General features: G+C 46.8%; 23 protein-coding genes and 1 pseudogene. 8 read left to right on the top strand and 16 right to left on the bottom strand.

Features of this window, described 5'->3' with window-relative positions; all coding sequences use genetic code 11:
* Nucleotides 1–170 precede the first annotated feature (170 nt).
* Complete coding sequence (locus tag ACRN9H_RS14365; protein ID WP_432314672.1) at nucleotides 171–2,135, top strand: LTA synthase family protein; 1,965 nt, start codon at nucleotides 171–173, stop codon at nucleotides 2,133–2,135.
* 135 nt (nucleotides 2,136–2,270) lie between these two features.
* Here the strand turns inward: ACRN9H_RS14365 and ACRN9H_RS14360 are convergent, their stop codons facing one another.
* A complete protein-coding gene (locus tag ACRN9H_RS14360; RefSeq protein ID WP_432314670.1) occupies nucleotides 2,271–2,831 on the bottom strand; it encodes a hypothetical protein in 561 nt (186 codons plus the stop codon).
* A gap of 61 nt (nucleotides 2,832–2,892) precedes the next feature.
* Nucleotides 2,893–3,687 carry a pimeloyl-ACP methyl ester esterase BioH gene (gene bioH / locus ACRN9H_RS14355; protein ID WP_432314668.1) on the bottom strand — a complete coding sequence of 265 codons (795 nt, stop codon included), beginning with the start codon at nucleotides 3,685–3,687 and terminating at the stop codon, nucleotides 2,893–2,895.
* A 32-nt stretch (nucleotides 3,688–3,719) separates the two neighbouring features.
* On the opposite strand from bioH, the gene ACRN9H_RS14350 reads away from it, so the two are divergent.
* A complete protein-coding gene (locus tag ACRN9H_RS14350) occupies nucleotides 3,720–4,511 on the top strand; it encodes a ComF family protein (RefSeq protein ID WP_432314666.1) in 792 nt (263 codons plus the stop codon).
* A gap of 242 nt (nucleotides 4,512–4,753) precedes the next feature.
* Nucleotides 4,754–5,332: a Fe-S biogenesis protein NfuA gene (nfuA, locus tag ACRN9H_RS14345; protein ID WP_432314664.1), complete on the top strand. Its 579-nt coding sequence runs from the start codon at nucleotides 4,754–4,756 to the stop codon at nucleotides 5,330–5,332.
* A 110-nt stretch (nucleotides 5,333–5,442) separates the two neighbouring features.
* On the opposite strand, the gene ACRN9H_RS14340 is transcribed toward nfuA, so the two are convergent.
* Nucleotides 5,443–6,807 (bottom strand): MATE family efflux transporter, encoded by a 1,365-nt coding sequence (locus tag ACRN9H_RS14340; protein ID WP_432314662.1) that lies wholly within the window; start codon nucleotides 6,805–6,807, stop codon nucleotides 5,443–5,445.
* A gap of 22 nt (nucleotides 6,808–6,829) precedes the next feature.
* Between ACRN9H_RS14340 and ACRN9H_RS14335 the strand changes: the two genes are divergently transcribed.
* Nucleotides 6,830–7,876 carry a polysaccharide deacetylase family protein gene (locus ACRN9H_RS14335; protein WP_432314660.1) on the top strand — a complete coding sequence of 349 codons (1,047 nt, stop codon included), beginning with the start codon at nucleotides 6,830–6,832 and terminating at the stop codon, nucleotides 7,874–7,876.
* Here ACRN9H_RS14335 and ACRN9H_RS14330 read toward each other — a convergent pair whose 3' ends face one another.
* From ACRN9H_RS14330 to ACRN9H_RS14310, 5 genes are all read right to left on the bottom strand, one after another.
* The gene (locus tag ACRN9H_RS14330; protein ID WP_432314658.1) at nucleotides 7,877–8,509 is read right to left on the bottom strand and encodes an SCO family protein; all 633 of its coding nucleotides are present in this window, start codon (nucleotides 8,507–8,509) and stop codon (nucleotides 7,877–7,879) included. It abuts the gene before it with no gap.
* Nucleotides 8,510–8,556: 47 nt separating this feature from the next.
* Complete coding sequence (gene cyoE / locus ACRN9H_RS14325; RefSeq protein ID WP_432314656.1) at nucleotides 8,557–9,462, bottom strand: heme o synthase; 906 nt, start codon at nucleotides 9,460–9,462, stop codon at nucleotides 8,557–8,559.
* A 14-nt stretch (nucleotides 9,463–9,476) separates the two neighbouring features.
* Entirely contained in the window at nucleotides 9,477–10,454 is a 978-nt protein-coding gene (locus tag ACRN9H_RS14320) for a COX15/CtaA family protein (protein WP_432314654.1), read from the bottom strand.
* Entirely contained in the window at nucleotides 10,454–10,999 is a 546-nt protein-coding gene (locus tag ACRN9H_RS14315; RefSeq protein WP_432314652.1) for a hypothetical protein, read from the bottom strand. The genes ACRN9H_RS14320 and ACRN9H_RS14315 overlap by 1 nt, the downstream gene beginning before the upstream one ends.
* A gap of 91 nt (nucleotides 11,000–11,090) precedes the next feature.
* Complete coding sequence (locus ACRN9H_RS14310; protein ID WP_432314739.1) at nucleotides 11,091–11,855, bottom strand: SURF1 family protein; 765 nt, start codon at nucleotides 11,853–11,855, stop codon at nucleotides 11,091–11,093.
* On the opposite strand from ACRN9H_RS14310, the gene ACRN9H_RS14305 reads away from it, so the two are divergent.
* Entirely contained in the window at nucleotides 11,854–12,072 is a 219-nt protein-coding gene (locus ACRN9H_RS14305) for a DUF2909 family protein (protein WP_105250645.1), read from the top strand. The two genes, ACRN9H_RS14310 and ACRN9H_RS14305, sit on opposite strands and share 2 nt — an antisense overlap.
* A 4-nt stretch (nucleotides 12,073–12,076) precedes the next feature.
* Here ACRN9H_RS14305 and ACRN9H_RS14300 read toward each other — a convergent pair whose 3' ends face one another.
* The 6 genes from ACRN9H_RS14300 to lexA all read right to left on the bottom strand — a co-directional run bounded on the left by ACRN9H_RS14300 (nucleotide 12,077) and on the right by lexA (nucleotide 18,205).
* Nucleotides 12,077–12,952: a cytochrome c oxidase subunit 3 gene (locus ACRN9H_RS14300; protein WP_432314651.1), complete on the bottom strand. Its 876-nt coding sequence runs from the start codon at nucleotides 12,950–12,952 to the stop codon at nucleotides 12,077–12,079.
* Entirely contained in the window at nucleotides 12,949–13,530 is a 582-nt protein-coding gene (locus tag ACRN9H_RS14295) for a cytochrome c oxidase assembly protein (RefSeq protein ID WP_105250643.1), read from the bottom strand. The genes ACRN9H_RS14300 and ACRN9H_RS14295 overlap by 4 nt, the downstream gene beginning before the upstream one ends.
* A 1-nt stretch (nucleotide 13,531) precedes the next feature.
* On the bottom strand, nucleotides 13,532–15,124 hold the full coding sequence (gene ctaD, locus ACRN9H_RS14290) for a cytochrome c oxidase subunit I (protein WP_432314649.1): 1,593 nt from the start codon (nucleotides 15,122–15,124) through the stop codon (nucleotides 13,532–13,534).
* Between the two features lie 9 nt (nucleotides 15,125–15,133).
* A complete protein-coding gene (gene coxB / locus ACRN9H_RS14285) occupies nucleotides 15,134–16,669 on the bottom strand; it encodes a cytochrome c oxidase subunit II (RefSeq protein ID WP_432314647.1) in 1,536 nt (511 codons plus the stop codon).
* 403 nt (nucleotides 16,670–17,072) lie between these two features.
* Nucleotides 17,073–17,588 (bottom strand): cell division inhibitor SulA, encoded by a 516-nt coding sequence (locus ACRN9H_RS14280; protein WP_432314645.1) that lies wholly within the window; start codon nucleotides 17,586–17,588, stop codon nucleotides 17,073–17,075.
* The gene (gene lexA, locus ACRN9H_RS14275) at nucleotides 17,585–18,205 is read right to left on the bottom strand and encodes a transcriptional repressor LexA (RefSeq protein ID WP_432314643.1); all 621 of its coding nucleotides are present in this window, start codon (nucleotides 18,203–18,205) and stop codon (nucleotides 17,585–17,587) included. Before lexA ends, ACRN9H_RS14280 begins: the two co-directional genes overlap by 4 nt.
* A 160-nt stretch (nucleotides 18,206–18,365) precedes the next feature.
* Here lexA and plsB point away from each other — a divergent pair, with 160 nt between their 5' ends.
* The 3 genes and pseudogenes from plsB to ACRN9H_RS14260 all read left to right on the top strand — a co-directional run.
* Nucleotides 18,366–20,789 carry a glycerol-3-phosphate 1-O-acyltransferase PlsB gene (gene plsB, locus ACRN9H_RS14270; RefSeq protein ID WP_432314641.1) on the top strand — a complete coding sequence of 808 codons (2,424 nt, stop codon included), beginning with the start codon at nucleotides 18,366–18,368 and terminating at the stop codon, nucleotides 20,787–20,789.
* Nucleotides 20,789–22,045: a tryptophan permease gene (gene mtr / locus ACRN9H_RS14265; RefSeq protein WP_432314640.1), complete on the top strand. Its 1,257-nt coding sequence runs from the start codon at nucleotides 20,789–20,791 to the stop codon at nucleotides 22,043–22,045. Before plsB ends, mtr begins: the two co-directional genes overlap by 1 nt.
* A pseudogene (locus ACRN9H_RS14260) lies at nucleotides 22,035–22,117 on the top strand (VOC family protein); the annotation flags it as partial. The gene mtr and the pseudogene ACRN9H_RS14260, both read left to right, overlap by 11 nt.
* Before the next feature lie 76 nt (nucleotides 22,118–22,193).
* Here ACRN9H_RS14260 and ACRN9H_RS14255 read toward each other — a convergent pair.
* Both ACRN9H_RS14255 and ACRN9H_RS14250 read right to left on the bottom strand, forming a co-directional pair.
* On the bottom strand, nucleotides 22,194–23,360 hold the full coding sequence (locus ACRN9H_RS14255; RefSeq protein ID WP_432314638.1) for a ribonuclease T2 family protein: 1,167 nt from the start codon (nucleotides 23,358–23,360) through the stop codon (nucleotides 22,194–22,196).
* A gap of 249 nt (nucleotides 23,361–23,609) precedes the next feature.
* On the bottom strand, nucleotides 23,610–26,759 hold the full coding sequence (locus tag ACRN9H_RS14250) for an efflux RND transporter permease subunit (protein WP_432314636.1): 3,150 nt from the start codon (nucleotides 26,757–26,759) through the stop codon (nucleotides 23,610–23,612).
* Nucleotides 26,760–26,765 lie beyond the last annotated feature (6 nt).

Genomic DNA, 26,765 nt, shown 5'->3' with positions numbered 1-26,765 from the left:
TTTTACTTGTTATTCACAAAATTGTTGCATAAATGCTGCTTTACGGAATATAACGTTGGCATTTAATGCAACGTTAAGCAAAGTCAGTTGTCATAGCATGGCTTATTAACTGATTTTCTCGAATTGACACTCCAAAGCAGAGTGGCTTTTTATATGTTTTGGGGTAGCACATGCAAGCAAGTTTATTTTCTCGTGGGCAGAATAAGGTCCATGGGCCTTTTCGTGCCATCTTCATCTTTTCGCTATTTGTCATATTCATTACCACCCTAAGCCGTATCGCATTGGGGTTGTGGCAGGCCGATCGCGTCGCTGCTGTTGATGGTTGGTCACACCTATTAATGCAGGGGTTACGCGTTGATATAGCAACTCTGTGTTGGTTATGGGGTATCGCAGCGTTAGGAACCGCACTTTTTTCTGGTGATCATGCCGTTGGGCGTTTATGGCAATTTATTTTACGCGTGTGGTTAACTGTTGGTCTGTGGGTCATCCTATTTTTGGAGGCATCGACGCCTGCATTTATTGAAGAATACGGTATTCGCCCAAACCGTTTGTATGTGGAATATCTGATCTACCCGAAAGAAGTGTTATCTATGTTCTGGGCGGGCCGTAAATTCGAACTCTTTTTCTCGGTATTGTTAACGATTGGCACGCTCTGGGGTGGGTGGATATTAAGCGGTAAGCTCACAAAAAATCTTCGCTTTCCACGTTGGTACTGGCGTCCTGTGTTGGCGTTACTTGTGATTACACTCACGATCGTAGGTGCTCGCTCAACTTTAGGCCATAGGCCGATTAACCCTGCGATGGTAGCTTTTGTCGATGATCCATTGGTGAACTCTTTGGTTATTAACTCTGCTTATTCATTAGTTTTTGCAATCAAGCAGATGGGGAATGAAGAAGAGGCGTCAGACGTTTATGGCGATCTAGAGGATAAGGATATTATTGCTACAATTCGGCAGGAAAGTGGCCGTCCTGAAAGTGCATTTACCTCAACCGATGTTCCGTCGCTGAGCTTTAATCAAGCCAGTTATACCGGTAAGCCAAAGAATTTAGTTATTTTATTGCAAGAGAGTTTAGGCGCGCGTTTTGTGGGTAGCTTAGGCGGTTTACCTCTAACACCCAATATTGATGCCTTGTCTAAAGAGGGTTGGTATTTCGATAATTTGTATGCCACAGGAACTCGCTCAGTACGCGGTATCGAAGCCGTGACGACAGGTTTTACACCAACGCCAGCTCGCTCGGTGGTCAAATTGGGTAAGAGTCAAGTTGGCTTTTTTAGTATTGCCGAACTACTTAAAAATCATGGCTATACCACCCAATTTATCTATGGTGGTGAGAGTCATTTCGATAATATGCGCAGCTTTTTCTTAGGCAATGGTTTTAGCGACATTATAGACCAGAAAGATTATAAGTCTCCGGCCTTTGTCGGCTCGTGGGGCGCATCTGACGAAGACTTAATGCGTAAGGCTAATAGTGAGTTTGAACGCCTGCACAGCGAAGGTAAACCCTTCTTTAGTTTAGTCTTTAGCTCGAGTAATCATGATCCATTCGAGTTCCCCGATGACCGTATTAAGCTTTACGAAGAACCGAAACAAACTCGTAATAATGCGGCAAAGTATGCCGATTATGCTATTGGCGAGTTTTTTAAGCTGGCGAAAAATGCCGATTACTGGAAGGACACGATTTTTATCGTTGTTGCTGACCATGACAGTCGGGTCGTTGGTGCGGATCTGGTACCGATATCGCGTTTTCGTATTCCGGGTTTAATCCTTGGGGATAATCTAGCGCCAAAGCGCGATCAGCGTATTGTAAGTCAAATCGATTTACCACCAACACTGTTATCATTGATTGGTATTTCGGACTCTTACCCTATGCTTGGCCGAGATTTGACCCAAGTCAGTGATGATTGGCCTGGCCGTGCATTAATGCAATACGATAAAAACTTCGCCTTAATGGAAGGTAATGACGTAGTCATTCTGCAGCCAGAAAAAGCTGCACAAGGTTTCCAATATAATAAACACACTAAGCAACTAACTCCTCACATCCCAGCGGCACAAGCGTTAGAAAAGAAAGCATTGAGTTGGGCATTATGGGGCAGTTTAGCGTATCAAAAAGAGCTTTATCGATTACCGAAATAAGTAACTCAGGATAAGCTCTGCGTCTTTACAGATTATTTTCCCCCTTTATCTGCGTTAACTTTGCTACTAACGTATTCAACATCAAACAAAAATGCCGCTATTTAGCGGCATTTTTGTTTATAAAAAATAAAGAGATCAAATCGACGTCGACAAAGCGGGTTCTTGTGCTGGTTGTGTTTGCTGTTCGTAGAACTGGCTAATACGTTGCCCGAGTTGTTGATAGAAATAGTTTGGCTCATCTTGGGGGAATTGCCGTGTAGCGCTACTTGTTGTATTAGCTTTAGCACTATTGCTGATATAACTTGCCGCGTCTTGGCTGACTTTGAGGCGTATATCCTTACGTTGTAGTGCTGCTTGACCTCTTATGGCCATTTTTAGCGTTTTGGGCAAAACACGCTCAGGGACTACAAGGGGCGCTTTTCTCTCTTGCTGCTGTTGGCTTTGTTGTTGGGAGGATTGTTGCTGCTGTTGTTTTTCTTGAACTTGTTGCTGATTATGCTCAAGGGTTTTGGTCTGTTGCTGAGTTTGATCCGCTGTGCGTTCATTCTGCGGATTAAAGGCACGTTCTTGGTGCCCCTTAGTTGCTGCTTGTGGGGGAATGACCACAGGTTTCAGTTGGTTGTCGACCCGAGCCGAGTCCGTCGCGACATTAGTGGTCGCTAGCGGAACTTGGGGGTAGTTACTGACAACTAACATAGAAAATCCCTTAGTGCATTGATGGTTAAATACTAGCCATTAATCGCTTAAAGATAAAGCATTAGTGTGTTTGTAATGTTAACCAAGGTATGAATACCTGCAAAAACTCCTGTCGATGGGAAATAAACGGCGCATGGGAGGCTTTGGTTAACATAGCATCTTCAATGTGGCTCGCCATTGGCATTTTAGGTTGTACGCGTTTGGGCACGAGTCCATCAAGTCGCCCCCAAATTCTAAGCCAAGGCAGCTGTAGCTCTGTAAGTTGCGTTCTTAAGTCGATGTCAGTCAACATACTTAAGCCCTGTGCTAACGCTGTTGCAGTCGGTAAAGGGCGTACGAGGACAAGATCGCGCAGCTGTTTGATATCTTCTTTAGCGGTTTCGCTGCCCATAGCTTGAATTGCCAGAAATCGTTCTATCGTGCGAGGTAAATTTTGCTCAAGCTGTTCACTAAACTGATTGAGTACTTGTGGCGGAATGCCCGGCCAAGCTTCATCTTCTTTCGCCATAAAACAGGGTGAAGAGGCAATAGTAATCAAGCCTTTGATTTTTTGTGGATAACTCAGCGCTGCCTGAGTCGCAACAAGCCCGCCGAGTGACCAGCCCGCCCAAATGGCGTGTTCTGGTAATGCTGCCACTAAGGCATCAACCCAAGTGGATAGCCCACCTTCTATCTGCTGACTATGGCCAAAGCCCGGCAAGTCGACATAGTGCACCCTATACTGAGACAGTGACTCATGTAATGGCGTAAACACAGCGCTATTGACTCCCCAACCGTGAAGCATCACCAGATCTGGCCCTTGGCCTCTGATTTCAATATGTAAATTTGCTGAATGTGTGGATATCACTTGGCTCACTTGAGTGCCTCAAAAATGGATTAGGTGAATATATGTCGCATGTTGTCAAAAGGATTTGGCTGCCAGCCGCTTTGCGGATAATGCATTTAGGATATCAACTTGGTACTACTTGGCTAGCGAGCAGTTTACCTAACCGTTGCTTACTGTGCCACCAATCGATATCACTCCCCGAGAGCGGCATTTGTGCTATTTGCCTGCATTCTGGCTTATATCACGGCCCGATTTGTTTAGGCTGCGGCAAGTCGATGCAAATTGAGGTCGATTATTGCGGTGAATGCCAAAAACACCAACCACGCAAAGTCATTGCTCCTTGTAGTTATCATCAAGGTTTAGGCGCTTGGATTGGCGCTATAAAGTATCAAGGTCAACTTGCCGCTTTGCCCGTGCTGTGTCGCGCCTTGGTGGCACGCATTAAGGTATTAGAACAGCAAGGATTAATCTCGCTGCCTCAAGCGATAGTACCAGTTCCATTGCATCCAAAACGTTTGCAACAACGGGGATTTAATCAGGCTTGGTTAATTGCCCATGAGTTATCACAGCTCTTGCAACTGCCGTTAGTGAGCGAAGGGTTAACGCGCCAACAAGACACTCGACCGCAGGCGGGGCTTTCGGGTGCACAGCGGCGACGCAATTTACATGATGCCTTTATATTAGCGGATGATTTTGCGTTCCAGCGTGTTGCATTGGTGGATGATGTGGTCACCACTGGCACTACAGTCTCTGAAATTGCGCGCTTATTCGAAGCGCGATACGTGCATGTGCAAGTCTGGTGTCTGGCAAGGGCAGAGGCGCCAGGCTTGCTCGATGACCTTGATAGCGAATGAACTGGCAAGTTTTGGGCTCTAGTTTATATCTGATTAAGTGATTGTCTTATTAGAATTATTTTATTTTTATTTATCGAAGCTATGGCGTTATATTCATCGAAATAGTAGTGTTTAATGGTGACCGTTATGGCAAAAATCCACAAACTTGCTACCCAAGGGACTACAAAGCAAGGGTGAGTCGGAGTATCATACGGCTAATTCTTACTAAAACACTCAGGTATCCCCTGACGGAGCAGGTTTTCATGATTACTATTTCCGATACGGCTCAAGCCCATTTTGTTAAGTTGTTAGCAGATCAACCTGAAGGCACTCATATTCGCGTATTTGTGATCAGTCCAGGAACCTCGCAAGCCGAGTGTGGTGTGTCTTATTGTCCACCGGATGCAGTAGAAAGTGATGATATTGAAATCGAGTTCACTGGTTTCAATGCTATGGTCGATGAGAAAAGTGCACCTTTCCTTGAAGATGCTACTATCGATTTTGTGACGGACCAATTAGGTTCACAACTCACGCTCAAAGCACCTAACGCAAAAATGCGTAAAGTGTCTGGTGATGCACCTTTAGTCGAGCGTATCGAATACGTGATCCAATCTGAAATCAACCCTCAGTTAGCCGGCCATGGTGGTAATATCATGCTGGTTGAAATCACTAAAGAAGGCGTGGCTGTACTGCAGTTCGGCGGTGGATGTAACGGTTGTTCTCAAGTTGATATCACCTTAAAGGATGGTATCGAAAAACAATTGTTAGACATGTTCCCAGGTGAGCTGACTGGTGTGCGTGATGTGACCGATCATCAGCATGGCGAGCATTCTTACGCTTAGTTTTATTTGCTGATTTTAATAAAGATCGCGACCTTTGGGTCGCGTTTTTTATTTTACGTTCGCAAATTATTTTGTGGTACTAAATAGGGTTGTTTATTAGCCGTGTTAGTTTAAACCAAGAAATTTTTACTGAAATAATAGTGCCCCGCAAGCGTTAGGCTTCTGGCGATCATAAAGACACTCATGGCGGCCCAAAGGGCATGGTTGCATTGCTCAGGCAATAACAGTTGCTGCAGCAAATACCATGTTGGGAAAAACGCACCGAAGGTGGCGAGTATCATGCTATTGCGCATCACTTTGCCTTTAGCGGCACCGATATAAACCCCGTCGAATAAATACGAGCTAAAAGACCATAAAGGCAAGAATATTAGCCAGATAAGATAGGTTTGCGCAGTGGATCTGACCTCATTAATGCTGGTCAGTAAGGCGATAATATTACTGCCCAAAAGACTGAATACAGCGCAGAACCCTAACGCCGTAATGGCCGACCAGCACCAAGCTAATATTACAGCTTCCCTTAATTGTTCTGCCTGTTTTTGCCCATAAGCTCGACCGACTTCTGCCTCGGCATAATAGGCTATACCATCCAGCGCATAGGAGATTAATAGCAGTAAATTCAATAACACGGCATTGGCCGCAACGGTATTATCACCTAGACCTGCACCATGGAATGTCATAAAGGCAAAAGCTGCCTGCAAGCAGAGGCTACGGACAAAAATATCTGTGTTGAGCCTCAGTAATTTGCCATAACCCGTTAAGGTGACATGGGGGAATAGCTGAGATAAGTGAAACTCTGGTGCGCGCTTGAGTTGTTGTAACACCATAGTGAGTGCGACTGAGAAAGCGGTGATATCGGCAAAGACTGAGGCGAGGGCAGCGCCTTTAACGCCCCAGCCCAAGCCGAGGACAAACACCACATCGAGAATAATATTGGCAAGGTTCGCTAAAATCAGCTGCCACATGGCGGCTTTAGGTTGTTGTCGCCCTAAGAGCCAACCTAACATCACTAAATTGAGCAGGGCGAAGGGCGTTGACCAAATCCGTACCTGAAAATATTCGCGGCAATAACGTTCGACCTCGCTACTCGCTTCGGATAATCCTAACGCTAAATTCAATATCGGGACTTGCAGTGCGATAACGCCTGCGCCCAATAACATCGCTAGCATAGCGCCTTGGACTAAGAGTTTGTGCTGGGCGTGAAGATCGTCAGCACCAAAGGCTTGCGCGACTAAACCTGTCGTCGCCATACGCAAAAATCCCAATAACCAAATGATTAATGTGATAATCGTTGACCCGACAGCGACTCCCCCTAAATAATAGGCCTCACTCAGATGACCAATAACAGCCGTATCGACTAAGCCCAACAGCGGGATAGTGATATTGGAGAGTATCATCGGCAGGGCGAGCGCCAGTAACTGGCGATTTTTCGCGCCGTTGAGCATGAGGTCGAGCCAAGTTGATTTAGCAGTATTCATTAATTTCAGAGGTGTTCACATTATGGTTAAACGTGTGCTGTTGGCACTCATAGGGCTAATGACGTTTTCTGCCCATGCCGTGGTCATTCTGCAATATCACCATGTGTCAGAAACCACTCCGGCGGCAACTAGCGTTACGCCCGCGCAATTTCGTGAGCAAATGCAGTTTCTCGTCGATGACGGCTTTAAGGTGATCCCGCTTTCTAAAGTGGTTGAAGCGATCAAGCAAAAACAAGATTTACCCGCTAAAACAATCGCAATTACCTTCGATGATGGTTATCGCAGTATAGCGACGACGGCGCATCCTATCCTAAAGGAATTTGGATTCCCCTACACCTTGTTTGTGGCAATTGAGCCGATTAAACAAAAGTTTACCGAGATGATGACTTGGGATGAACTCATCACACTATCCAAGGAAGGCGCCGATATTGCTAACCACAGTTGGGCGCACGAACATTTGATCCGCGCCTTAGAAAATGAATCACAGGCGCAGTGGTTCGCGCGGATAAAAGCCAATATCTTAGATACAGAAAAAGCGATTGCAGATGCCACTGGGCACAATTTTAAAATGCTGGCGTATCCCTACGGTGAGTACAATCAAGCGTTGCAGGATATGTTAACTGAGAACGGCTTTGTCGCTTTTGGGCAGCAGTCCGGTGCCGCGGGGCCCTATTCGCCATTAACGGCCATGCCGCGTTTCCCCGTTGCTGGACAATATGCGGATTTAAAAAGCCTTAAGGCAAAGTTATACAGTTTAAATATGCCTGTGATTGCGCAGAGTCCTAGTGATCCTGAGTTAAAGGGCGGCCATTGGCGCCCAGAGCTTAAAGTCACGCTCGATATGAGCGATATCTCGGCTAATCAAGTGATGTGTTATATCCAAGGTCAAGGTTCAAAACAGCCGACTTGGTTGAGTGAGAACGAGTTTAGTGTTCAAGCGGATTTAGCCTTACCTGCGGGGCGATCGCGTTATAACTGCACCGCGCCGAGCAAGGCGCGCAATGGCTACTATTGGTTTTCTCAGCCTTGGGTGAGGCCAAAGGACGATGGCTCTTGGGTCAAAGAGTGATCAACGGCTAGGTTTGTATTGCGCCACTATTTTTTCAAAATCGCTAATTAATTTATCATTTAATACCTGCGGCGGTTTGCCTAACGCTGCCGTAGGTTTAAATACTGCAACTCGCGTTCCCTGCGGCGACACCAACACATAACCCGCACTATGGTCGACTTGGTAGTTTTCCCCTTCACCCACCATGGCATAAGTGAGTCCTAAGCTGCGGGTGAGCGGGAAGATTTGTGTCTGCTCGCCCGTGACCGCTTTAAATTCTGGATTGAAAAAATTCACATAGGTCAGGAGTTTATCCGGTGTGTCCCGTTTGGGGTCGACGGATAGAAACACCACTTGCAATGGCGCAATTTTGTTTAGATCGGGATAAGCCGCAGCGAGTTTATTTAAGGTTGTCGGGCAAACATCGGGGCAAAAGGTAAAACCGATAAAGAATAAGCTCCATTTCCCCTGTAAGCTGGCGTTGGTAAAAGCCTGCTGATGTTGATCAACCAATTCAAAGGGCGCTAATTCATAGGCCTGCGGAAACAGAAAGCCGCTCTCTAGCTCGATAGGTTTCGAGGGATTAAATTTCACCGCAAATAGGCCGCCAAGACCGAACAATAAAATGGCGATGACTAACATTATTTTCTGCATTATTGGCTCCATAACGACAGGTTAGCGCGACAAACGAGTTGCATACACTAGTTCCACAAATAGTGGTCGAGCAGTAATGCCATAAATAACAACATTAAATGATAGATAGAGAAGCGAAACACTTGCATCGCTAAGCCATCATGATCCCGATATTTAAGTTGCCATGCTTTATAGATAAATCCGGTGCTGAGTAAACTCGAGCAGACGAAATACACTGGCCCACACATACCAACCAGCACAGGTAACAGGCAAGCAATTGCCAGCAATACTGTGTAAAGCAGAATACAGGTTTTAGTAAATTCGACACCGTGGGTGACTGGCAGCATGGGAATATCTACTTTGGCATATTCGGCGCGTCTGTGAATGGCCAGTGCCCAAAAATGTGGCGGCGTCCACGTAAAAATGATGATCACTAGCAATAACGCATGGCCGTGAAATTCGTTCGTCACTGCCGTCCATCCCAGCAAGGGTGGCATAGCTCCCGCAAGGCCGCCGATCACAATGTTTTGTGATGTCGCGCGTTTCAAATAGGCAGTATAAACCAAGGCATAACCAATCAAGCTGGCAAAGGTGAGCCAAGCCGTGAGTGGATTCACTAAGGAATATAAGACGATAAAGCCAAAACTACCTAAGCTAGCGGCGAAAATTAACGCGCGCGTGGCCGAAATGCGTCCCTTAGGCAGTGGGCGATTGTAGGTGCGCGCCATTAAGCCATCGATACGGCGATCGATCAGATGATTCAACGCCGCCGCCGAACCCGCCATCATGGCAATGCCCAGCATACCAGCGAGTAAAGGTTGAACGGGCACCGCATTGGGCACGGCCAAACACATGCCGACTAAGACAGTGAGCAGCATAAGTGCGACCACTTTAGGTTTGGTCATTTCAAAATAGGCGCGCCATGTCACGCTAAAAGTGGGTAGGCTACTGGTGATTGAGAGTGGTTTTGCCATCTTGGATCCCTCGCTTATGCTTTGCGCCATAAAAAATAGTTGATTGTGACTAAGGTCAGTAGCAGTAGTGCCGCACCACCGTTGTGAGACACGGCAATACCGAGTGGTAAATGCATCACTACGTTAGAAATACCTAAGCTCACTTGTAGTATGACTAGCCCCACTAATAAAAGGCTTAAAGCCTTAAGTCCCGTAGCGCCCACAAATAATCGGTAGGCGAGCACGAGTAACAAGCTGGCAGTGACGATAGCGCCAATTCTGTGGGCTACGTGGATAGTCATTCGTGCAGGGTAATCGAGCACCCCAAATTCGAAGCTAGGGTGTTGGCCTTGGAACGGTGAAAATGCCTCGGCTATTGCTAAGTTATCTACCCAATTTCCCTCACAGATGGGTAAAGAGGTGCAGGCGAGCGCCGCGTAATTCGATGATGTCCAAGCGCCCAGCATGATTTGGCCCACAAGGACTAATAGGCTTACCAACGCTAACGGTGCGAGATGTCGAGCATGGGTTTCGCTATTAAATATACGCCGAGGTCGGGTTCGCAGGTAAAGGAGTAACAGCAGCGAGATTAGGCTAAAGCCACCAATAAGATGCGACATCACAATTATTGGCATGAGTTTCATGGTTACTGTCCACATGCCTAGCGCTCCTTGAAAAAGGATCAGCAGCACTATGATGATCGGCAACTTTTTGGGTGCTTCTGGTGTTTTTAAGCACAAAATTAAGATGAACAACACCAGTAAGCCAAGTCCGCCTGCGATATATCTGTGGATCATTTCCAGCCAAGCTTTCTCTGGATTGATATCGTGATCTGGGAATATAGTTTGCGCATGGGCGATTTCATGGTCTTGGGTGGGCACTTTAATATGGCCGTAGCAGCCTGGCCAATCGGGGCAGCCGAGCCCTGCATCCGATAGGCGGGTGTAAGCGCCCATTAAAATCACCAATAGGGTAAAGACTAAGGTTAAGCGTAGGATCCAAGTTAGTTGCATCAATCTACCCTCGACAGTTTTAACAACTTACGCAGATCCGCAATCAGCGCCTTGCCTTGAGCTAAATGCGCTTCTTTGCCCTGCACTTGAGGATAGCGTAGGACTAAGCTGCCTAAGGGATCGACTATGATTAGCTGCTGTTCATCTAACCATTTGCTTAAGCCTGCATTGGCGGGACGAGTATTGAAGTTAAAGGTGCTTAAGGCGTTAAGATCGCTGTCGGGATGAGTGAGGATCAGCGGTTCGACTCGCGCCTGATCTGGCCCTAGCGCTGTGTGGCTTTGGCGCAAAATATACAGGCGTTCGCGGCAAGCATCGTCGCATTTGGCGGGCAGTAAATACAGTAGTTGCCACTCTTTGGGATTGGGATTTTCAACCCCAAGGCTGGCATAGCTGGTTTCGGGACTGATCAGCTCGCCATGATTGGTGGCACCGCCGTGGTATAAATTCAGGCTCAGCACTAGCTTGGCTATCACCACGGGCGCGATAAACGCCAGCAACAATAAGCCCAATGCCTTGTGTTTCGATTTATTCTGGGAGTTCATGCTTGCTCCTCTCATTCAAATTATCCCTAATTTATTGTTTTATATTTATTTAGTTTTTATTTGTGTCTTGCTAAGTATGGTACGAATTTCCCTATTCGCTCCTTGAGTTTGCGATTGTTTCGGCACTATGGCGTTTTACATATTTAATCCCTTGCCACAGCATTAGCCCTGCAAATACGGCTGCCATCGAAAACCACTGCAACGCATAGCCCCAATGTTTTTGTGCCGACAGTGGGAAAGGTTGCCAAGGATGGGGCAATGTGAGGGAAGGTAATTGCTCTGGTTGCAACACGACAGGCAACACTGGGTGCCCTAATACCTTAGCCATTTCGGGCATATTTAAATTTTGAAAGCGAATGCTTGCCCCCATTTCAGCCATTAAAGCTTGGCTCAAGGGATTGATTTGCTTTTGATAAAGCCTGCCTTCGATATTTAATTCCCCGCTTAGGGGAGTGATGTGAGGCAACTCATCACGATGGGAGCCTGCGGCAACAAAGCCTAATTCGACCAGCAACCAAGGCTTTTCAACTTCTACTTGCAGAGGTTGAAAGGCTAAATATCCCACTTGACCTTGATAGATTTGATTATCCAGCAGCCAGATTTGTGAGCTCGCGGGAGTGGCGCGTACTTGCAGTCGATAACCAGTTACACCTTCTTTGCCGACTTTGAGTTGGAGCTGCTCAAAACTTAATGGCAGCAAAGCTTGCCTTGCTTCCATTTGGGCTAAAAGCGCCGTTTTATCTTCACCACGGGCTAACTGCCATAAACCCAACTTGACCAATATAGTTAATACAGCCACAGTCAATATCAGTAGAAAAACCGTTAATTTATTCAGCAGAACATGAGGATATTGTATGAATAGCCTGTTCATTTTTAAGTTGGTCTTAGTTCTGCTGTTACTATTCATCATTTTTAATCTAGGTCGCGCCTTGTTTATTATGGTGAAAGGTGATGAAAAAGTGCCTATGAGCCGTTATCTTGGTCGGCGAGTGATTTTCTCCGTGCTCGTTATCCTGTTATTGCTGGTGGCCTTAGGGACTGGGTTAATTAGCCCCAATCCCACGCCTTACTAAAGCACTAGAGAACGTAAACGAAAATAAACAAACATAGCCAGACCACATCCACAAAGTGCCAATACCAGCTCCCCGCTTGGAACGCAAAATGTTTATCAGGCGTAAAATGGCCTTTTAATACCCTGAAAAACAGAATCAATAAAAAAACGGTACCCAAGGTCACATGCATGCCATGAAAACCTGTTAACAAGTAAAAAGTATTACCGTATATGCCGGAGGCGAGTGTCAGCCCTATTTCTTGGTAGGCATGCCTGTATTCTTCGACCTGTAAACAAAGGAAACCCACACCCAATAAGACCGTAATCCCCAGCCAAAGGAGGATGGCAGAACGTTTACCTTTTTCTAGGCTGACATGGGCGAAATGTAAGGTTACGGAGGAGGTTAGCAGTACGATAGTGTTGATTAATGGCAGTCCAGTCCATGGCATAGCTTGGGTTTTAGTGCCATCTGGCGTAGTAATGAGCGGCCAAATAGCTTCAAACTGAGGCCAGAGTACTTCGTGGGTCATGGCATTATTCGATGCGCCACCGAGCCAAGGCACTGCGAACATGCGGGCATAAAATAGTGCCCCGAAAAAAGCCCCGAAAAACATGACTTCCGAAAAAATAAACCAGCTCATACCTTGGCGAAACGATCGATCCATTTGGCTAGAATAGAGCCCTGCCATCGACTCTTGGATCACGGTTCTAAACCAACCTACCAGCATGAATAAGATCACAGCTATCCCAACCAGCAGCACATAACCGCCACCGGATGCACCTGATTTCAACTGCTGCACGAAAAGGCCTGCACCAGAGGCGATTAAGAACAAGCCAATGGCACCTACAATAGGCCAGACACTTTGGGATGGAACGTAGTAAGACTGATGTTTCGTTGTCATTTTGCAGCTCCTTGCTCTATGGCAGACGCTAACTGCTTGTCGGTAATGTCGTAGAGAGTGTAAGAGAGGGTCAGAGTATGGATAGACTCAGGTAACTGAGGATCTACATAGAAAATGAGCGGCAGCTCAGCGCTAGTGTCCGCCGCTAAGGGTTGTTGATTAAAGCAAAAGCATTCTGTTTTATTAAAATAAGCGGCACCTTGGCCGGGCGAAACTGAAGGTATCGCTTGGCCAATAGTTGCTTTAGCGGACATATTGCGCGCCAAAAATGCAGTATGGATTAGCTCGCCAGGGTGAACTTCGAGCCGCTTGGTTTGTGGCGCAAATGTCCATGGCATGCCTGTTTGTACCTGAGAAATAAATTCCACAGTCACTATTCGGCTTGTATCTACTGTGATTGCTTGATAACTACTCGCGGTATTGGAGGGTTTTCCATTGATACCGAGTTGCTCGCACAACACATCGTAGAGCGGCACCAGCGCGAATCCAAAGCCAAACATGCCAATACAGCCGATAACTAACATGCTGATAAGTTTACGATTTGACTTGGGTTTATCTTGCTGGTGTTGGGTTGCCATTTCATTTCACCTCAGGTGGTGTCGTGAAGGAGTGGTAAGGCGCAGGGCTTGGCAATGTCCACTCTAAACCCTCGGAACCTTCCCAAGGTTTAGCGGGAGCTTTTTCGCCGCCACGGATGCACTTAATTACTAATACTAAGAAAATCAATTGCGATAAGCCGAAGGCGAACCCACCAATCGAGACGATTTGATTAACATCGGCAAATTGAATCGAGTAGTCAGGGATGCGCCTTGGCATTCCTGCCAGCCCAAGGAAATGCATCGGGAAAAACAGCACGTTGACGGATATCACCGAACACCAGAAATGCCATTGTCCCAGTCGTTCGTTGTACATGTGCCCCGTCCACTTAGGTAGCCAGTAATAGGCCGCTGCCATGATGGAGAAAATCGCCCCAGTCACGAGCACATAATGGAAATGCGCCACCACAAAATAGGTGTCGTGGTATTGGAAGTCGGCTGGCGTAATGGCGAGCATTAACCCCGAAAAACCGCCAATAGTGAAGAGTATGATAAAGGCGACAGCAAACAGCATGGGCGTTTCGAAACTGAGTGAGCCGCGCCACATAGTGGCAACCCAGTTAAACACTTTCACCCCAGTTGGCACTGCAATCAACATAGTGCAATACATGAAGAACAGCTCGGCAAACACTGGCATACCTGTGGTGAACATATGGTGCGCCCATACGAGAAACGACAGAATTGCAATACTAGCGGTAGCATAAACCATGGATGCATAGCCAAATAAGGGTTTACGACTGAAGGCTGGCACTATGGCAGAGATGATGCCAAAGGACGGCAAGATCATGATGTAAACTTCAGGGTGGCCGAAGAACCAGAAAATATGCTGGAACATCACAGGATCGCCGCCGCCAGCCGCATCGAAGAAACTCGTGCCGAAAAACTTATCGGTCAGCACCATAGTCACAGCGCCCGCGAGTACGGGCATAACCGCGATCAGTAGGAATGCCGTGATAAGCCAAGTCCACACAAACAACGGTAACTTCATCCATGTCATGCCTGGTGCGCGTAAATTCACTATGGTCACAATCACGTTGATCGCACCCATGATCGAACTTATCCCCATGATGTGAATAGAAAATACAAAGAGCGCCGTGCTATCTGGGCTATATGTGGTTGATAGTGGTGCGTAGAAGGTCCAACCAAAGTTAGGTCCGCCACCTTCCATAAATAGCGAACTGAGAAGGATAGTGAAGGCGAAGGGTAGTATCCAAAAACTCCAGTTATTCATCCGTGGCAGCGCCATATCGGGCGCACCAATCATCATAGGGATCAGCCAGTTAGCTAGCCCTGTAAAGGCCGGCATTACCGCGCCGAATACCATGATCAACCCGTGGATTGTGGTCATTTGGTTAAAGAAGTTGGGCTCGACCAATTGTAATCCAGGTTGAAAGAGTTCAGCGCGGATAACCATGGCCATAGCGCCACCGGTTAAGAACATAATGAAGCTGAACCATAAATACAAAGTACCTATGTCTTTATGGTTGGTGGTTAGCAGCCAGCGCATGATGCCCTTTGGCGCACCATGATGATGCTCATCATGGGCTGCGGTTTGATCTTGAGTCGTTGTGCTCATCATTATCCCCTACTGTCCATGACTTGCGATATCAGCAGGTTGCACTGTATCGCCGGTATTGTTGCCCCAAGCATTGCGTTCATAGGTAATGACTGCTGCAAGTTGCTGTGGGCTAAGCTGTTTGCCAAATGCCTGCATAGCCGTGCCTGTTTTACCGTGCATCACAATATCGATGTGATTGGCGACTGGTCCAATGGCGATAGCGCTACCCACTAGCGCGGGGAAGGCGGGTGGTATTCCTGCACCTGTCACTTGATGGCAGGCAGCACAGAAGGTCGCATAGACAGTTTCACCTTCGGCCATGAGGGCGTCATGGCTGAGTGTGGGGAGGCTTGCGGGATCGACTGCAGCTGAGACGTCTTTTGCAGGCGCGGGTGTCGGAGTTGTACTGCTTGGTACCGCGGCGGATGTTTGTGCAGAATTGCCGTTCATGTACTCGTTTACGTCTTTGGCTTGCACTGCATCGCCAGTATTATTACCCCAAGCATTACGCTCGTAGGTAGTCACTGCCGCGATTTCTTGTGCAGTCAATTGCTTACTAAACGCTTGCATGGCTGTACCCGTTTTACCGTTGAGCACGATTTCAAGGTGACCGCTGAGTGATCCCGTTGCAATCGGGCTACCTTTAAGGGGCGGAAATACGCCTTGCAACCCTTCGCCATTGGGCTGGTGGCAGGCTGCGCAGTGCCCGAGGTAAACTTGTTCACCTTGAGTCATCAACTCTTCTTTACTTAGGGTTTGTGATAAAGCGGCTTGAGCGGCTTCAGCTGCAGCACCTGCGGCTTGTTTCTGCTCCGTCACCCAAGCTTCAAACTCGGCTTCGGGTAAGGCTTGCACTACGATCGGCATAAAACCATGGTCTTTACCACAAAGTTCGGCGCATTGACCACGGTAAATACCGGGTTTGTCTATGCGAGTCCACGCCTCATTAATAAATCCTGGGTTGGCATCTTTCTTAATGGCAAAGGCGGGCACCCACCATGAATGGATGACATCTTCAGAGGTCATCAAAAAGCGGATTTTGCGATTTATCGGCAGAACGAGCGGTTTATCGACTTCCAATAGATAGTTTTCACCCTTAGTTTCGGTGCCTTCGATTTGTGCTCTGGGTGTTGTCAGTATGCTATAAAAATCAATATCTTGATCAAAGTAGCTGTAATGCCATTTCCATTGGGATCCCGTGACTTTTACGGTGAGATCGGCGTTGCTGGGATCTTCCATTGCGATTAAAGTTTTTGTCGCTGGAATCGCCATTAAGATCAAAATGATAAATGGCAGAATCGTCCAAGCGATTTCAACTTTAGTGCTTTCGTGAAAGTGGGACGCGACAGCGCCTTTGGATTTTCTGTGGTTGATCATGGCGTAAATCATCACGCCAAAGACCACTAGGCCTATTGCGCAGCAGATATACAAGATGGTCATGTGCAAGTGATAAACCTTGCCACTGATCTCGGTCACGCCAGGGGTCATGTTGAACCGCATGTCCGCGGCGGCCAACGGTGGTGCGAATAACACCACGAGTAAACAATACAACAATTGCTTCACAAGACTTCTCCTCTGCCAATTGCGAATAGCAACTACAAAGAAGAGCAACACAGTAAGTCTCAACTCTATGCAAACTCTTCAGTTCCCAAAAAAGCTTTTTTGACTTCAACGTGCGTTGGCGGCTGTTACTTTTAATCAAGTATTGTTACTGCTGGTAATTAGCCACGCTGGCACATACGACTGAAATAAATCTGTTCTCTATTTTTAGTGGCGCTTCGAGTCCGATAAATACTCGATTCATTGACCACGGAAGGTGATATATCATCACCGACTTAACCAACCATACTTGCTGTTTAAATATTGATCAAGATCACTTATTTATCTAATTATCTGAAAAATTGCCAAAAAAAAGCCTCACATTCATAGGTGAGGCGGCTTTCAAGGTAAAAAATTAAATGAATATTTAATGTACAGCGCTAAAAAAAGATTGCTGACCGAAGAGATTGCCTTGCTCAATGCGTACGTCGGCATGTAAGTGACTGTTTACGTCTTCAAGCACTATGCCCATAGCTCGGGCACTTTTAGCCACGATTTGTAGGCGACGATTATCCCGCGCATCTAATGATTGAGTCCAAGTAATGACTGCACTGGACGTACCACTTGTTAAGGCTTTTTCCATCGCCCACAGGGTTTCTACTTCATCTTTAGCATGTACCAGTAAGACTCTATCCATACGCACACCTGCGCTGGCGAGCATTTGCTTGTAGCCAATACTTGGTGGGTTGATGAGCACTAACCAACGGCCCTGTTGGCTTAACTGAGCGAGTTGCGCACTCAGATGAATTAATTCTTGGCGACCTTGAGTTTTAGTGGGCATACAGGCGATAGGTGTGTGATGCCAATCATAATCGGCTGCACGAACTTCATCATCACGCCACAATCCCGGATGGCGCGGGGCATTGCCAATTAGTTTGTTCATAGCCAATCTCCATTACGGATCACACCGACGGCGAGTCCTTCAATTGTTAAACTTTGAAAGCCTAAATCCACTTTAATTGGAGAGTAGTCTTCATTTTCGGCGTGTAGATAGACCACATTACCTTTTTTTTCGAAACGTTTAACTGTGACATCGTCGTCGACTCTAGCGACAACCACTTGACCATTCCTAGCTTGTTCTACTTTATGAACTGCCAGTAAATCTCCTTCGAGAATACCAATATTTTTCATACTGTCGCCTTTAACTCGTAGTAAAAAGTCGGCAGCGGGATGGAACATGTTTGGGTCGACTTGGTAATACTGTTCTACGTGTTCTTGGGCGAGAATCGGTTCACCTGCAGCCACTTGGCCTATAAGAGGTAAACCTGTTTCAGTTACATCCTCCACTTCAGCAGTGAGGCGAATACCTCGTGAGGTGCCGGGTATAATCTCGATACAGCCTTTTTTCGCCAACGCTTTTAGATGTTCTTCAGCTGCATTGGCACTCTTAAAACCTAAGCGGGTGGCAATTTCAGCCCGAGTAGGTGGCATGCCAGTGTCGGCAATATTTCGTTTGATTAGCTCTAAAATTTCAGCTTGGCGTGGCGTCAAAGGTCTCATGGTCTTTCCTGTTTTTCTATACAGTTACTGTTAGTATATACAGTATTGTTTGCAGCGCAAGTATTAACCACTTTTTAACCATATCGGAGAGAATTAGCGAATATTCCCTATAGTCTGGTATTCTATCGGGCTAGTGAACGTACTTAATTGCATAAGAATAATGCCTAAACATGACTCTCTTTGGTTAAAATCATTACGTTGGATCCAAAAACAATTGGTGCATACCATTGTGGTGCCTCAGGATCCCTTTGCCGATCTGAATCTGGATGCCTCCAGACCTCTTGCTTATGTGATGAAAACAGAATCACTTAGTGACATTGCTGCACTGAGTGAAATAACCGCTAAACTCGGGCTGCCTAGTCCCTATGAGCCGTTAGTCGCTAATGGCGTAGTTGCACCGCGAGTCGTTTGCCTTCAAGGGCGCAAGCCGTTGTTTGGTGAGCGTACCGGCAATGAACCTTTCCTCGAATGTTTTATGCGCTTATTAGCGGTGCATAAACAACATCCTGAGCTCGATATTCAACTGGTACCCGTCAGTTTGTATTGGGGGAGAACGCCAGGGAAAGAGGACGATACGATGAAGGCGGCCGTATTTGAGCGGGAAAACCCGACTTGGCTGCGCAAGTGCCTAATGATTCTGTTCTTAGGTCGACATAATTTTGTGCAGTTTTCCAATGCAGTATCTCTGCGTTATATGGCTGATGAGCATGGTACTGATATGGGTATTGCCCATAAGTTAGCGCGAGTGGCGCGAGTGCATTTCCGTCGCCAACGTAAAGTGATGACAGGGCCTGTGTTGCCTAATCGCCAAGCGTTATTTCATTCGCTGTTAAAATCTGAATCAATACGTAAAGCGATTCAAGAAGAAGCCGCTACCAAAAAGATTTCAGAAACCCAAGCGCGCGAGACGGCTATTGAGTATCTCGATGAAATTGCTGCTGATTATTCTGATAGCTTAGTTCGTATTGCCGAGCGTTTCTTAACTTGGTTGTGGAATAAGCTTTATAGCGGGATCAACATTAAAGGCGCCGAGCAAGTTCGTCAGTTACACCACGATGGTCACGAGATTGTCTATGTGCCTTGCCATCGCAGCCATATGGATTACCTGCTGTTATCGTATATTTTGTATTATCAAGGTATGGTTCCGCCGCACATTGCTGCTGGTATAAACCTTAATTTTTGGCCCGCTGGGCCTATGTTCCGTCGCGGTGGTGCTTTCTTTATTCGTCGTAGCTTTAATGGCAATAAGCTTTATACCGCAGTATTCCGTGAATATTTAGACCAGCTATTTGCGAAAGGTTATTCGGTAGAATACTTCTCTGAAGGCGGCCGCTCACGTACGGGTCGTCTGTTGGCACCCAAAACGGGCATGATCGCCATGACAATGAATAGCGTACTACGCGGTATTGAACGTCCGGTAACGCTAGTGCCTGTGTATTTAGGCTATGACCATGTGATGGAAGTGGCGACTTACCATAAAGAGTTAAGTGGTAAGAAAAAGAAAAAAGAATCAGTCTGGCAGGTATTTGGTGCGATTCGCAAACTCGGTAATTTCGGTCAAGGTTATGTGAATTTTGGCGAGCCGATTACTCTGCAAAACTTTTTGAATGAACGCGCACCCAACTGGCGTGCTGAGCTTGCTGATGATCCCGAGCAAAAACCAAGTTGGTTAACACCAGCGGTAAATGTTCTGGCTAATCGGGTTATGACCCATATCAATGATGCCGCGGCAGCGAGTTCAGTGACATTAACAAGCTTAGTGTTACTCGCCACAGATCAAAATGCCTTACAGCGCAGTCTGCTAGAGCGTCAGCTTGATTTGTATTTAACCTTACTTAAAAAAGTGCCTTACACTGCTTATACTTCGGTTGCCGAAGGAGATGGCAAGCTGTTAGTGCAGCAGGGCTTAGAGCTAAATAAGTTTGTTGTATCCGCCGACTCCCTAGGTGAAATCGTGTCGATCGAAGCAAGTCAGGCGGTCTCTATGACTTACTATCGTAATAATATCATTCACTTATTTATTGTACCGTCATTAATCGCTAGCTGTTTAACGCATAATGAGCAAATTCAGCGTCAGCAAGTCGCGTCAGTCGTTGCCGATTTTTATCCACTGCTGAAAGCCGAACTCTTCATGGGAATTAAAGACTTACCAGCCTATGTTGAGCAAGTGCTGGATTTCCTGATTGAACAAGGATTAGTGGTTGAGACTGATACCTTAGCTATCGTGCCTGAGCACACTAGCCAACTATTGTTGTTGGCCAGTTCAGTGAGTGAGACCCTGCAGCGCTACGCCATTATTTTCAACTTGTTAGCGAATAGACCTAAGATGGAACGCTCAGAGCTTGAATCTGAGAGTCATCTACTGGCTCAGCGTTTAGGGGCTTTGCATGGTATTACCGCACCTGAGTTTTACGATAAAAAACTTTATGGCACATTGAGCGTTAAGTTAAAAGCATTGGGTTATCTGGCGGATAGCGAAGATAAGTCCAATATCAATCGCATTCGAGATCAAGCCAATAATTTATTACGTCCGTCAGTGAGACAAACCATAGTGGCGAGTGTCACCGCGGAGCACATTGTTTAATGGCAAATCATATGAATGCGGCTAAGCATAAGCCCACAGGTAAGTCCTTGCTCGGCGGCGCCATGATTATTGCCGGCACGACAGTAGGTGCAGGGATGTTTTCTCTGCCCGTGGTCGGTGCAGGTATGTGGTTTGGCTATTCGATTTTAATGTTATTGGGCATTTGGTTTTGCATGTTGATGTCGGGCTTATTGTTGCTCGAAACCAATTTACATTTCGAACCTGGTGCTAGCTTCGACACCTTAAGCAAGCAAACTCTTGGGCAGTTTTGGCGGATAGTGAACGGCGTTTCTATCGCGTTCGTGTTGTATATTTTGACCTATGCTTATATCAGCGGCGGTGGTTCGATTGTGAATCACAGCTTGCAGGGCATGGGAATTGAGTTACCGCAAAGTGTGGCAGGGCTAGTGTTCGCCATAGTATTGGCGAGCATAGTGTTGATCAGCACTAAAGCCGTGGATCGGATTACCACGATTATGCTCGGCGGTATGATCATTACCTTCTTCCTCGCTATCGGCAATTTACTGATCGAAATTGATGTGACTAAGTTGCTCGAACCTGATGGTAATAACCGCTTTTCACCTTATCTGTGGGCGGCGCTACCCTTTGGTCTTGCCAGCTTTGGATACCACGGTAACGTTCCCAGCTTAGTGAAGTATTACGGCAAAGATTCCTCCACCATTATCAAGGCGATTTTCGTTGGTACTTTTATCGCGCTGGTGATTTATGTCTGTTGGTTAGTGGCGACTATGGGCAATATTCCCCGCAGCCAGTTTATCGACATTATTGCTCAAGGTGGCAATATGGGTGTGTTGGTGGGCGCTTTGTCTGAGGTGATGGCGAGTAGCTGGTTAAACAGTATGTTGTCGCTGTTTGCTAACTTGGCGGTAGCTTCATCTTTCTTAGGGGTGACCTTAGGTCTGTTTGATTATCTCGCCGATTTATTTGGTTTTGACGATTCGCGCTCGGGCCGGATGAAAACCGCATTAGTGACATTTGTACCCCCAACGATTTTAGGTTTACTCTTCCCTGATGGTTTTTTAGTGGCGATTGGCTTTGCGGCATTAGCGGCAACTGTGTGGGCGGTAATCGTCCCAGCACTGATGGCCTATAAATCGCGGCAGTTATTCCCCGAGAGTACAGGTTTTAGAGTGATAGGCGGTACACCGCTGATTATTCTTGTGGTGTTATTTGGCATAGTCACAGGGGCTTGTCATCTGTTAGCGATGGCACATTTACTGCCGCAATATTCCTGATGTGGGACGATTTCTGTTATTGCTGACACCCAAGGCGCTACCTTTGCGGTGATCAAGCTTAATCAAATGTGACGGCCATATTTAGGACTATCATTAAGATGAAAAACGGCGACGCTAAATCGCCGTTTTTATTTGTCTAACTATTTGTTTAATTAGCGTTATCAATCATGATTGTTTCAGGGCATGAGCCTCTGCCTGCCTTGTTGGCTTTGGCGAGTAGGCTAGGCAAGGAGTCTGAGGCTTTAATGACCTCGGGCAAATTAATGCGGATTTCACTCAGTAATCCCTTGCCACATTCTAGGCTCATTTTAGTGTGAGCACCTTGACCGAAGCTGTTATCAAAACTTTGGTTTAACTCACTTTTACTGACACTCTTACCTATGTTGTCATGAATAAATTTTTGTACCCATGCCGAGGCATTGACCGCTTGGGTCAGCTGGGTTGCCAATAAAAAGTACTCGTTAGGGTCTTGGCTACGGCAAGTGCCGTGTTTCCACCATTCGTGGCGTTCTAAACAGGTGCCATATTGGGCGCTTGGCATGACTTCTTCTAAATTTTTGCGCACCGATGGATTCAGTTCAAACTCCGGATAAGTACAGAAATCATTCGGTTGCAGTTTGACTGTGCTGCAATAGCCATATCGCGTGCCGCATTGTTGTTTATTCGGCCACAGTCCGTGCAGGCTGAAGTGTTGCCATTGGCTCGATTCTGGTGTTTGGCTGAGGGCGCGGCATTCGGCTTTACGGCGGCCATAGAGTTCACAGAAGGTGCTTTGCCAGCTTAATGCGAGCACGTTAGCATCGAATTCGCCACCAATTTTGCATTGATCCTCCTGCTTTTTCTCTACAGTTCCCCGTTCTTTAAAGCTATCTCTGTTTTTCGCTTTGATATCTGATGCTGTGGTGGTTTGCGCGGGTTCTACTGCCGTTGCAGGTGTCGATACATTACTGCCTGCAACGTTGAACAGATACTGACCACAAGCGCCACTGATCCAGCGCATGGGAGACTTCACTGCGTTGGTACGCACTCGCAGCCAATCAGGTTTGGCGCTGTTGCCGAGGATTTCGAGTACAGGGTAGCGCTCACCAATATTGCTCTGCCATTGGTCTGGATTTGTCTGCTTATTTTTCGATTGAAATAGCTCACAGCGTTTGTCGGCAACGAATTCACCGGTAGCGGGTGCGGCAAAGGCGGGTGCTGTAATGATTAGCGCAGCGCATAAACCGAATGCAGCAAGTAACGCGCGTGATGGGGTTTTAAGGGAAAGTGCTTGCGGCCATATCCGGCTGATAGTTAAACAAAATGACTTGGTCATGTGATGGGATCCTTCCTGCTGCAGTGAATTGAGTCAATTCTGTGTGGCACTGAGTCAATGGTACACATAAGCGCTATAAACTTAGAGGCTTATTTTAATCAGCGTGGTGTGCTGTTGCTCGTTCATATCCTGTGGCTTTCTATCATCAAACTTTGTTCGGATGATCTTGGTAAGTATTTTTCCATATTGAATAAAAAATCCCCTCAAACCTCATCGCTGGAGGGGATATTTATAAGTGCGCTATTGCTGTTAACTCACATGCGCGGTTTCGTTCTTTAGCTTACGCGAGTAAATCAGTAGATAGAGTGCGGGCAGGACAAACAGTGACAATAATGGGGCTGTAACCATGCCGCCGACCATAGGTGCGGCAATTTTTTGCATCACATCGTTACCCGATCCTGCACCCCACATAATGGGTAGCAGGCCGAAGAAGATAGTGGCCACTGTCATCGCCTTAGGGCGAATGCGCATGACCGCCCCTTCGATTAAGGCTTCTTTGAGATCGGTCACTGTGTGGTAGTTATTCTTTTCCTGCCTGTGCTTAATCGCATTATTGAGGTAAATAAGCATGATCACCCCAAACTCAGCTGCAACACCGGCCAAAGCTATCATACCCACAGCAACGGCGACCGAGATGTTGTAATCCAGTAAGTACAGGAGCCAAGTGCTGCCGACCAAGGCGAAGGGCAGGCTGAGCATTATGATGCTCGCTTGCATAGTGGAGCCAAAGGTCATCATCAGCAGGATGAAAATTACGGCTAACGCCATAGGGATCACTTGCTTCAGTTTTGCATCTACCCGTTGCATATATTCGTACTGCCCAGCAAAGGTGTAGCTGTAACGGGGTGGTACCTTGAGTTCGGCAGCTAAAGCTTGCTTAGCGGTGCTAATGTATTCGCCGATAGACGTGCCTTCAATATCGATAAATACCCAAGAGATTAAACGTCCGTTTTCACTGGTGAGCATAGGTGCGCCATCGGTGATTTCTATATCCGCTAAATTTCGCAGTGGTAGATAATTCCCCGATTTAGTGATCACAGGGAGTTCGCGCAGCTTTTCGATATTATCGCGTAGCTCACGGGGATAACGTAGGTTGATGGGATAGCGCTCAGCCCCTTGTACCGACTCGCCAATATCCATACCGCCAATGGCGTAACGCACGACATCTTGAATATCTTGTAGTGACATACCGTAACGTGCGGCGACATCCAGTTTTGGGGTGATATCAATATAACGCCCGCCGCCACTGCGTTCAGCATAGGCTGATTTTGTGTGTGGCACTTTGCTTAAGATGGCTTCTATCTTAGCTCCTATGCTTTGCAGCTCGTTGACATCGGCACCAGTGATCTTAATGCCGACGGGGGTTTTTATCCCCGTAGAGAGCATGTCAATACGGGTTTTGATGGGTTGTACCCAAGCATTGGTGAGTCCTGGTACTTTGACGGTTTGCTGTAGTTGGGCAATGATGCCATCTAAGGTCATGCCTTCACGCCATTCCTCATGGGGTTTGAGCATGATAGTGGTTTCAAGCATGGTCAGCGGCGCGGGATCGGTCGCGGTTTCTGCGCGGCCCACTTTACCGAATACGCGAGCGACTTCGGGGACGGTTTTGATTAAACGATCTGTTTGCTGCAATACTTCGGCGGCTTTACTGGCACTGATCCCAGGTAAAGCGGTTGGCATGTAGAGGAGATCACCTTCTTCTAACTGGGGCATAAACTCACTACCCATGCGTGTCATGGGATACCACGCGCTAACCAATGCAATCAATGCAAATCCTAGGGTGATTTTAGGAAATTTAAGTACCAGATTAAGCGACGGTTTGTATAAAGCAATTAAGACGCGACTAATGGGATTTTTATTTTCACTCGGAATTTTTCCGCGAATAAAATAGCCCATTAAAATGGGCACCAATGTGATCGCCAGTAATGCAGAGGCTGCCATAGCAAAGGATTTAGTATATGCCAATGGGGCAAATAGTCGGCCTTCTTGCGCTTCGAGAGCAAATACAGGTACAAAGCTTAAGGTAATAATAATTAATGAGAAAAAGAGTGCTGGGCCGACTTCGATGGAGGCTTCTGTCACGATCCGCCAATGCTCTTTGGTATCGGGTTCTCGGTTGTGTTCTACGTGAAACTGCTCCAAATGTTTGTGCAGGTTTTCGATCATCACAATCGCGCCATCCACAACAGCACCGATGGCAATGGCAATCCCACCCAAACTCATAATATTGGCATTCACGCCCATTTTATTCATCACGATAAAGGCGATAAGTATCGACAGCGGAAGGGTAATGATGGCTACTAAGGTTGAGCGAGCATGCAGTAAAAACAGCAGGCAAACTAAGCCTACGACGAGCATCTCTTCGATAACCTTACTGAACAGATTATCTACTGAGTTGAGGATCAGTTGCGATCTGTCATAGGTCGGGATGATCTCAACCCCATCGGGCAGGCCGGCTTTGAGTTCTTCGAGTTTAACTTTTACCGCATCTATGGTTGCGAGGGCATTTTCGCCGTAGCGCATCACAATTATGCCACCCACGACTTCACCTTCACCGTCAAGCTCGGCAATACCGCGGCGTGAAGCTGGGCCTTTGCGTACGGTGGCGACATCCTTGAGTAATAGGCCCGTCCCCGATGGGCTGGTGATGCCTAGTGGAATTTCACGAAAATCTTCAAGGGTTTGACGATAACCCTTGGCGCGTACCATATACTCGGCTTCCGCCATTTCGATGACCGAGCCACCCGCTTCGTTATTGGATTTTTCTATCGCATCTTTAATGCTGGCAATATCCAGTTTATAGATTGCCATTTTGTCCGGTTCGAGCACAATCTGATAGGTTTGCTCCATACCGCCTACTGTGGCGACTTCCGATACCCCGGCAACACTTTGTAATTCAAGTTTGAGATACCAATCCTGCAGGCTTTTAAGTTGCGATAAATCTAAACTGCCAGAGCGATCGACCAATGCATATTCAAACACCCAACCCACGCCGGATGCATCGGGACCGAGAGACGGTTGTACACCCGGTGGCAAGCGGCTACTGATCTGACTTAAGTATTCCAATACCCGTGAGCGCGCCCAGTAGATATCAGTACCATCTTCAAAAATCACATAGACATAGGAGTCGCCAAACATGGAATAGCCACGTACGGTTTTAGCACCCGGGACGGCTAACATGGCGGTCGATAATGGATAAGTCACTTGTTCTTCTACCAATTTAGGTGCTTGCCCAGGGTAGGAGGTTTTAATAATGACTTGCACATCCGATAGATCGGGCAGTGCATCGAGTGGCGTTTTCCGCAGCTCTTGTACGCCCCAAACAGTGATCATGATGGCGATGATTAACACCATAAGTCGCTGCCTGATGGAGGCTTCGATAATGTACTTTAACATGACGCG

The organism is Shewanella sp. MF08487, assembly GCF_050848685.1.
Classification (GTDB): domain Bacteria; phylum Pseudomonadota; class Gammaproteobacteria; order Enterobacterales; family Shewanellaceae; genus Shewanella; species Shewanella glacialipiscicola.
Note: the sequence above shows the minus strand (reverse complement) of the source record. Positions and strands in the feature narration are given on the sequence as shown.

Coding starts and splice junctions, on each gene's coding strand:
- ACRN9H_RS14365 (WP_432314672.1), top strand. CDS start 171: ATGCAAGCAAGTTTATTTTCTCGTGGGCAGAATAAGGTCCATGGGCCT.
- ACRN9H_RS14360 (WP_432314670.1), bottom strand. CDS start 2,831: ATGTTAGTTGTCAGTAACTACCCCCAAGTTCCGCTAGCGACCACTAAT.
- ACRN9H_RS14350 (WP_432314666.1), top strand. CDS start 3,720: ATGTCGCATGTTGTCAAAAGGATTTGGCTGCCAGCCGCTTTGCGGATA.
- nfuA (WP_432314664.1), top strand. CDS start 4,754: ATGATTACTATTTCCGATACGGCTCAAGCCCATTTTGTTAAGTTGTTA.
- ACRN9H_RS14340 (WP_432314662.1), bottom strand. CDS start 6,807: ATGAATACTGCTAAATCAACTTGGCTCGACCTCATGCTCAACGGCGCG.
- ACRN9H_RS14335 (WP_432314660.1), top strand. CDS start 6,830: ATGGTTAAACGTGTGCTGTTGGCACTCATAGGGCTAATGACGTTTTCT.
- ACRN9H_RS14330 (WP_432314658.1), bottom strand. CDS start 8,509: ATGCAGAAAATAATGTTAGTCATCGCCATTTTATTGTTCGGTCTTGGC.
- cyoE (WP_432314656.1), bottom strand. CDS start 9,462: ATGGCAAAACCACTCTCAATCACCAGTAGCCTACCCACTTTTAGCGTG.
- ACRN9H_RS14320 (WP_432314654.1), bottom strand. CDS start 10,454: ATGCAACTAACTTGGATCCTACGCTTAACCTTAGTCTTTACCCTATTG.
- ACRN9H_RS14315 (WP_432314652.1), bottom strand. CDS start 10,999: ATGAACTCCCAGAATAAATCGAAACACAAGGCATTGGGCTTATTGTTG.
- ACRN9H_RS14305 (WP_105250645.1), top strand. CDS start 11,854: ATGAATAGCCTGTTCATTTTTAAGTTGGTCTTAGTTCTGCTGTTACTA.
- ACRN9H_RS14300 (WP_432314651.1), bottom strand. CDS start 12,952: ATGACAACGAAACATCAGTCTTACTACGTTCCATCCCAAAGTGTCTGG.
- ACRN9H_RS14295 (WP_105250643.1), bottom strand. CDS start 13,530: ATGGCAACCCAACACCAGCAAGATAAACCCAAGTCAAATCGTAAACTT.
- ctaD (WP_432314649.1), bottom strand. CDS start 15,124: ATGAGCACAACGACTCAAGATCAAACCGCAGCCCATGATGAGCATCAT.
- ACRN9H_RS14280 (WP_432314645.1), bottom strand. CDS start 17,588: ATGAACAAACTAATTGGCAATGCCCCGCGCCATCCGGGATTGTGGCGT.
- lexA (WP_432314643.1), bottom strand. CDS start 18,205: ATGAGACCTTTGACGCCACGCCAAGCTGAAATTTTAGAGCTAATCAAA.
- plsB (WP_432314641.1), top strand. CDS start 18,366: ATGCCTAAACATGACTCTCTTTGGTTAAAATCATTACGTTGGATCCAA.
- mtr (WP_432314640.1), top strand. CDS start 20,789: ATGGCAAATCATATGAATGCGGCTAAGCATAAGCCCACAGGTAAGTCC.
- ACRN9H_RS14255 (WP_432314638.1), bottom strand. CDS start 23,360: ATGACCAAGTCATTTTGTTTAACTATCAGCCGGATATGGCCGCAAGCA.
- ACRN9H_RS14250 (WP_432314636.1), bottom strand. CDS start 26,759: ATGTTAAAGTACATTATCGAAGCCTCCATCAGGCAGCGACTTATGGTG.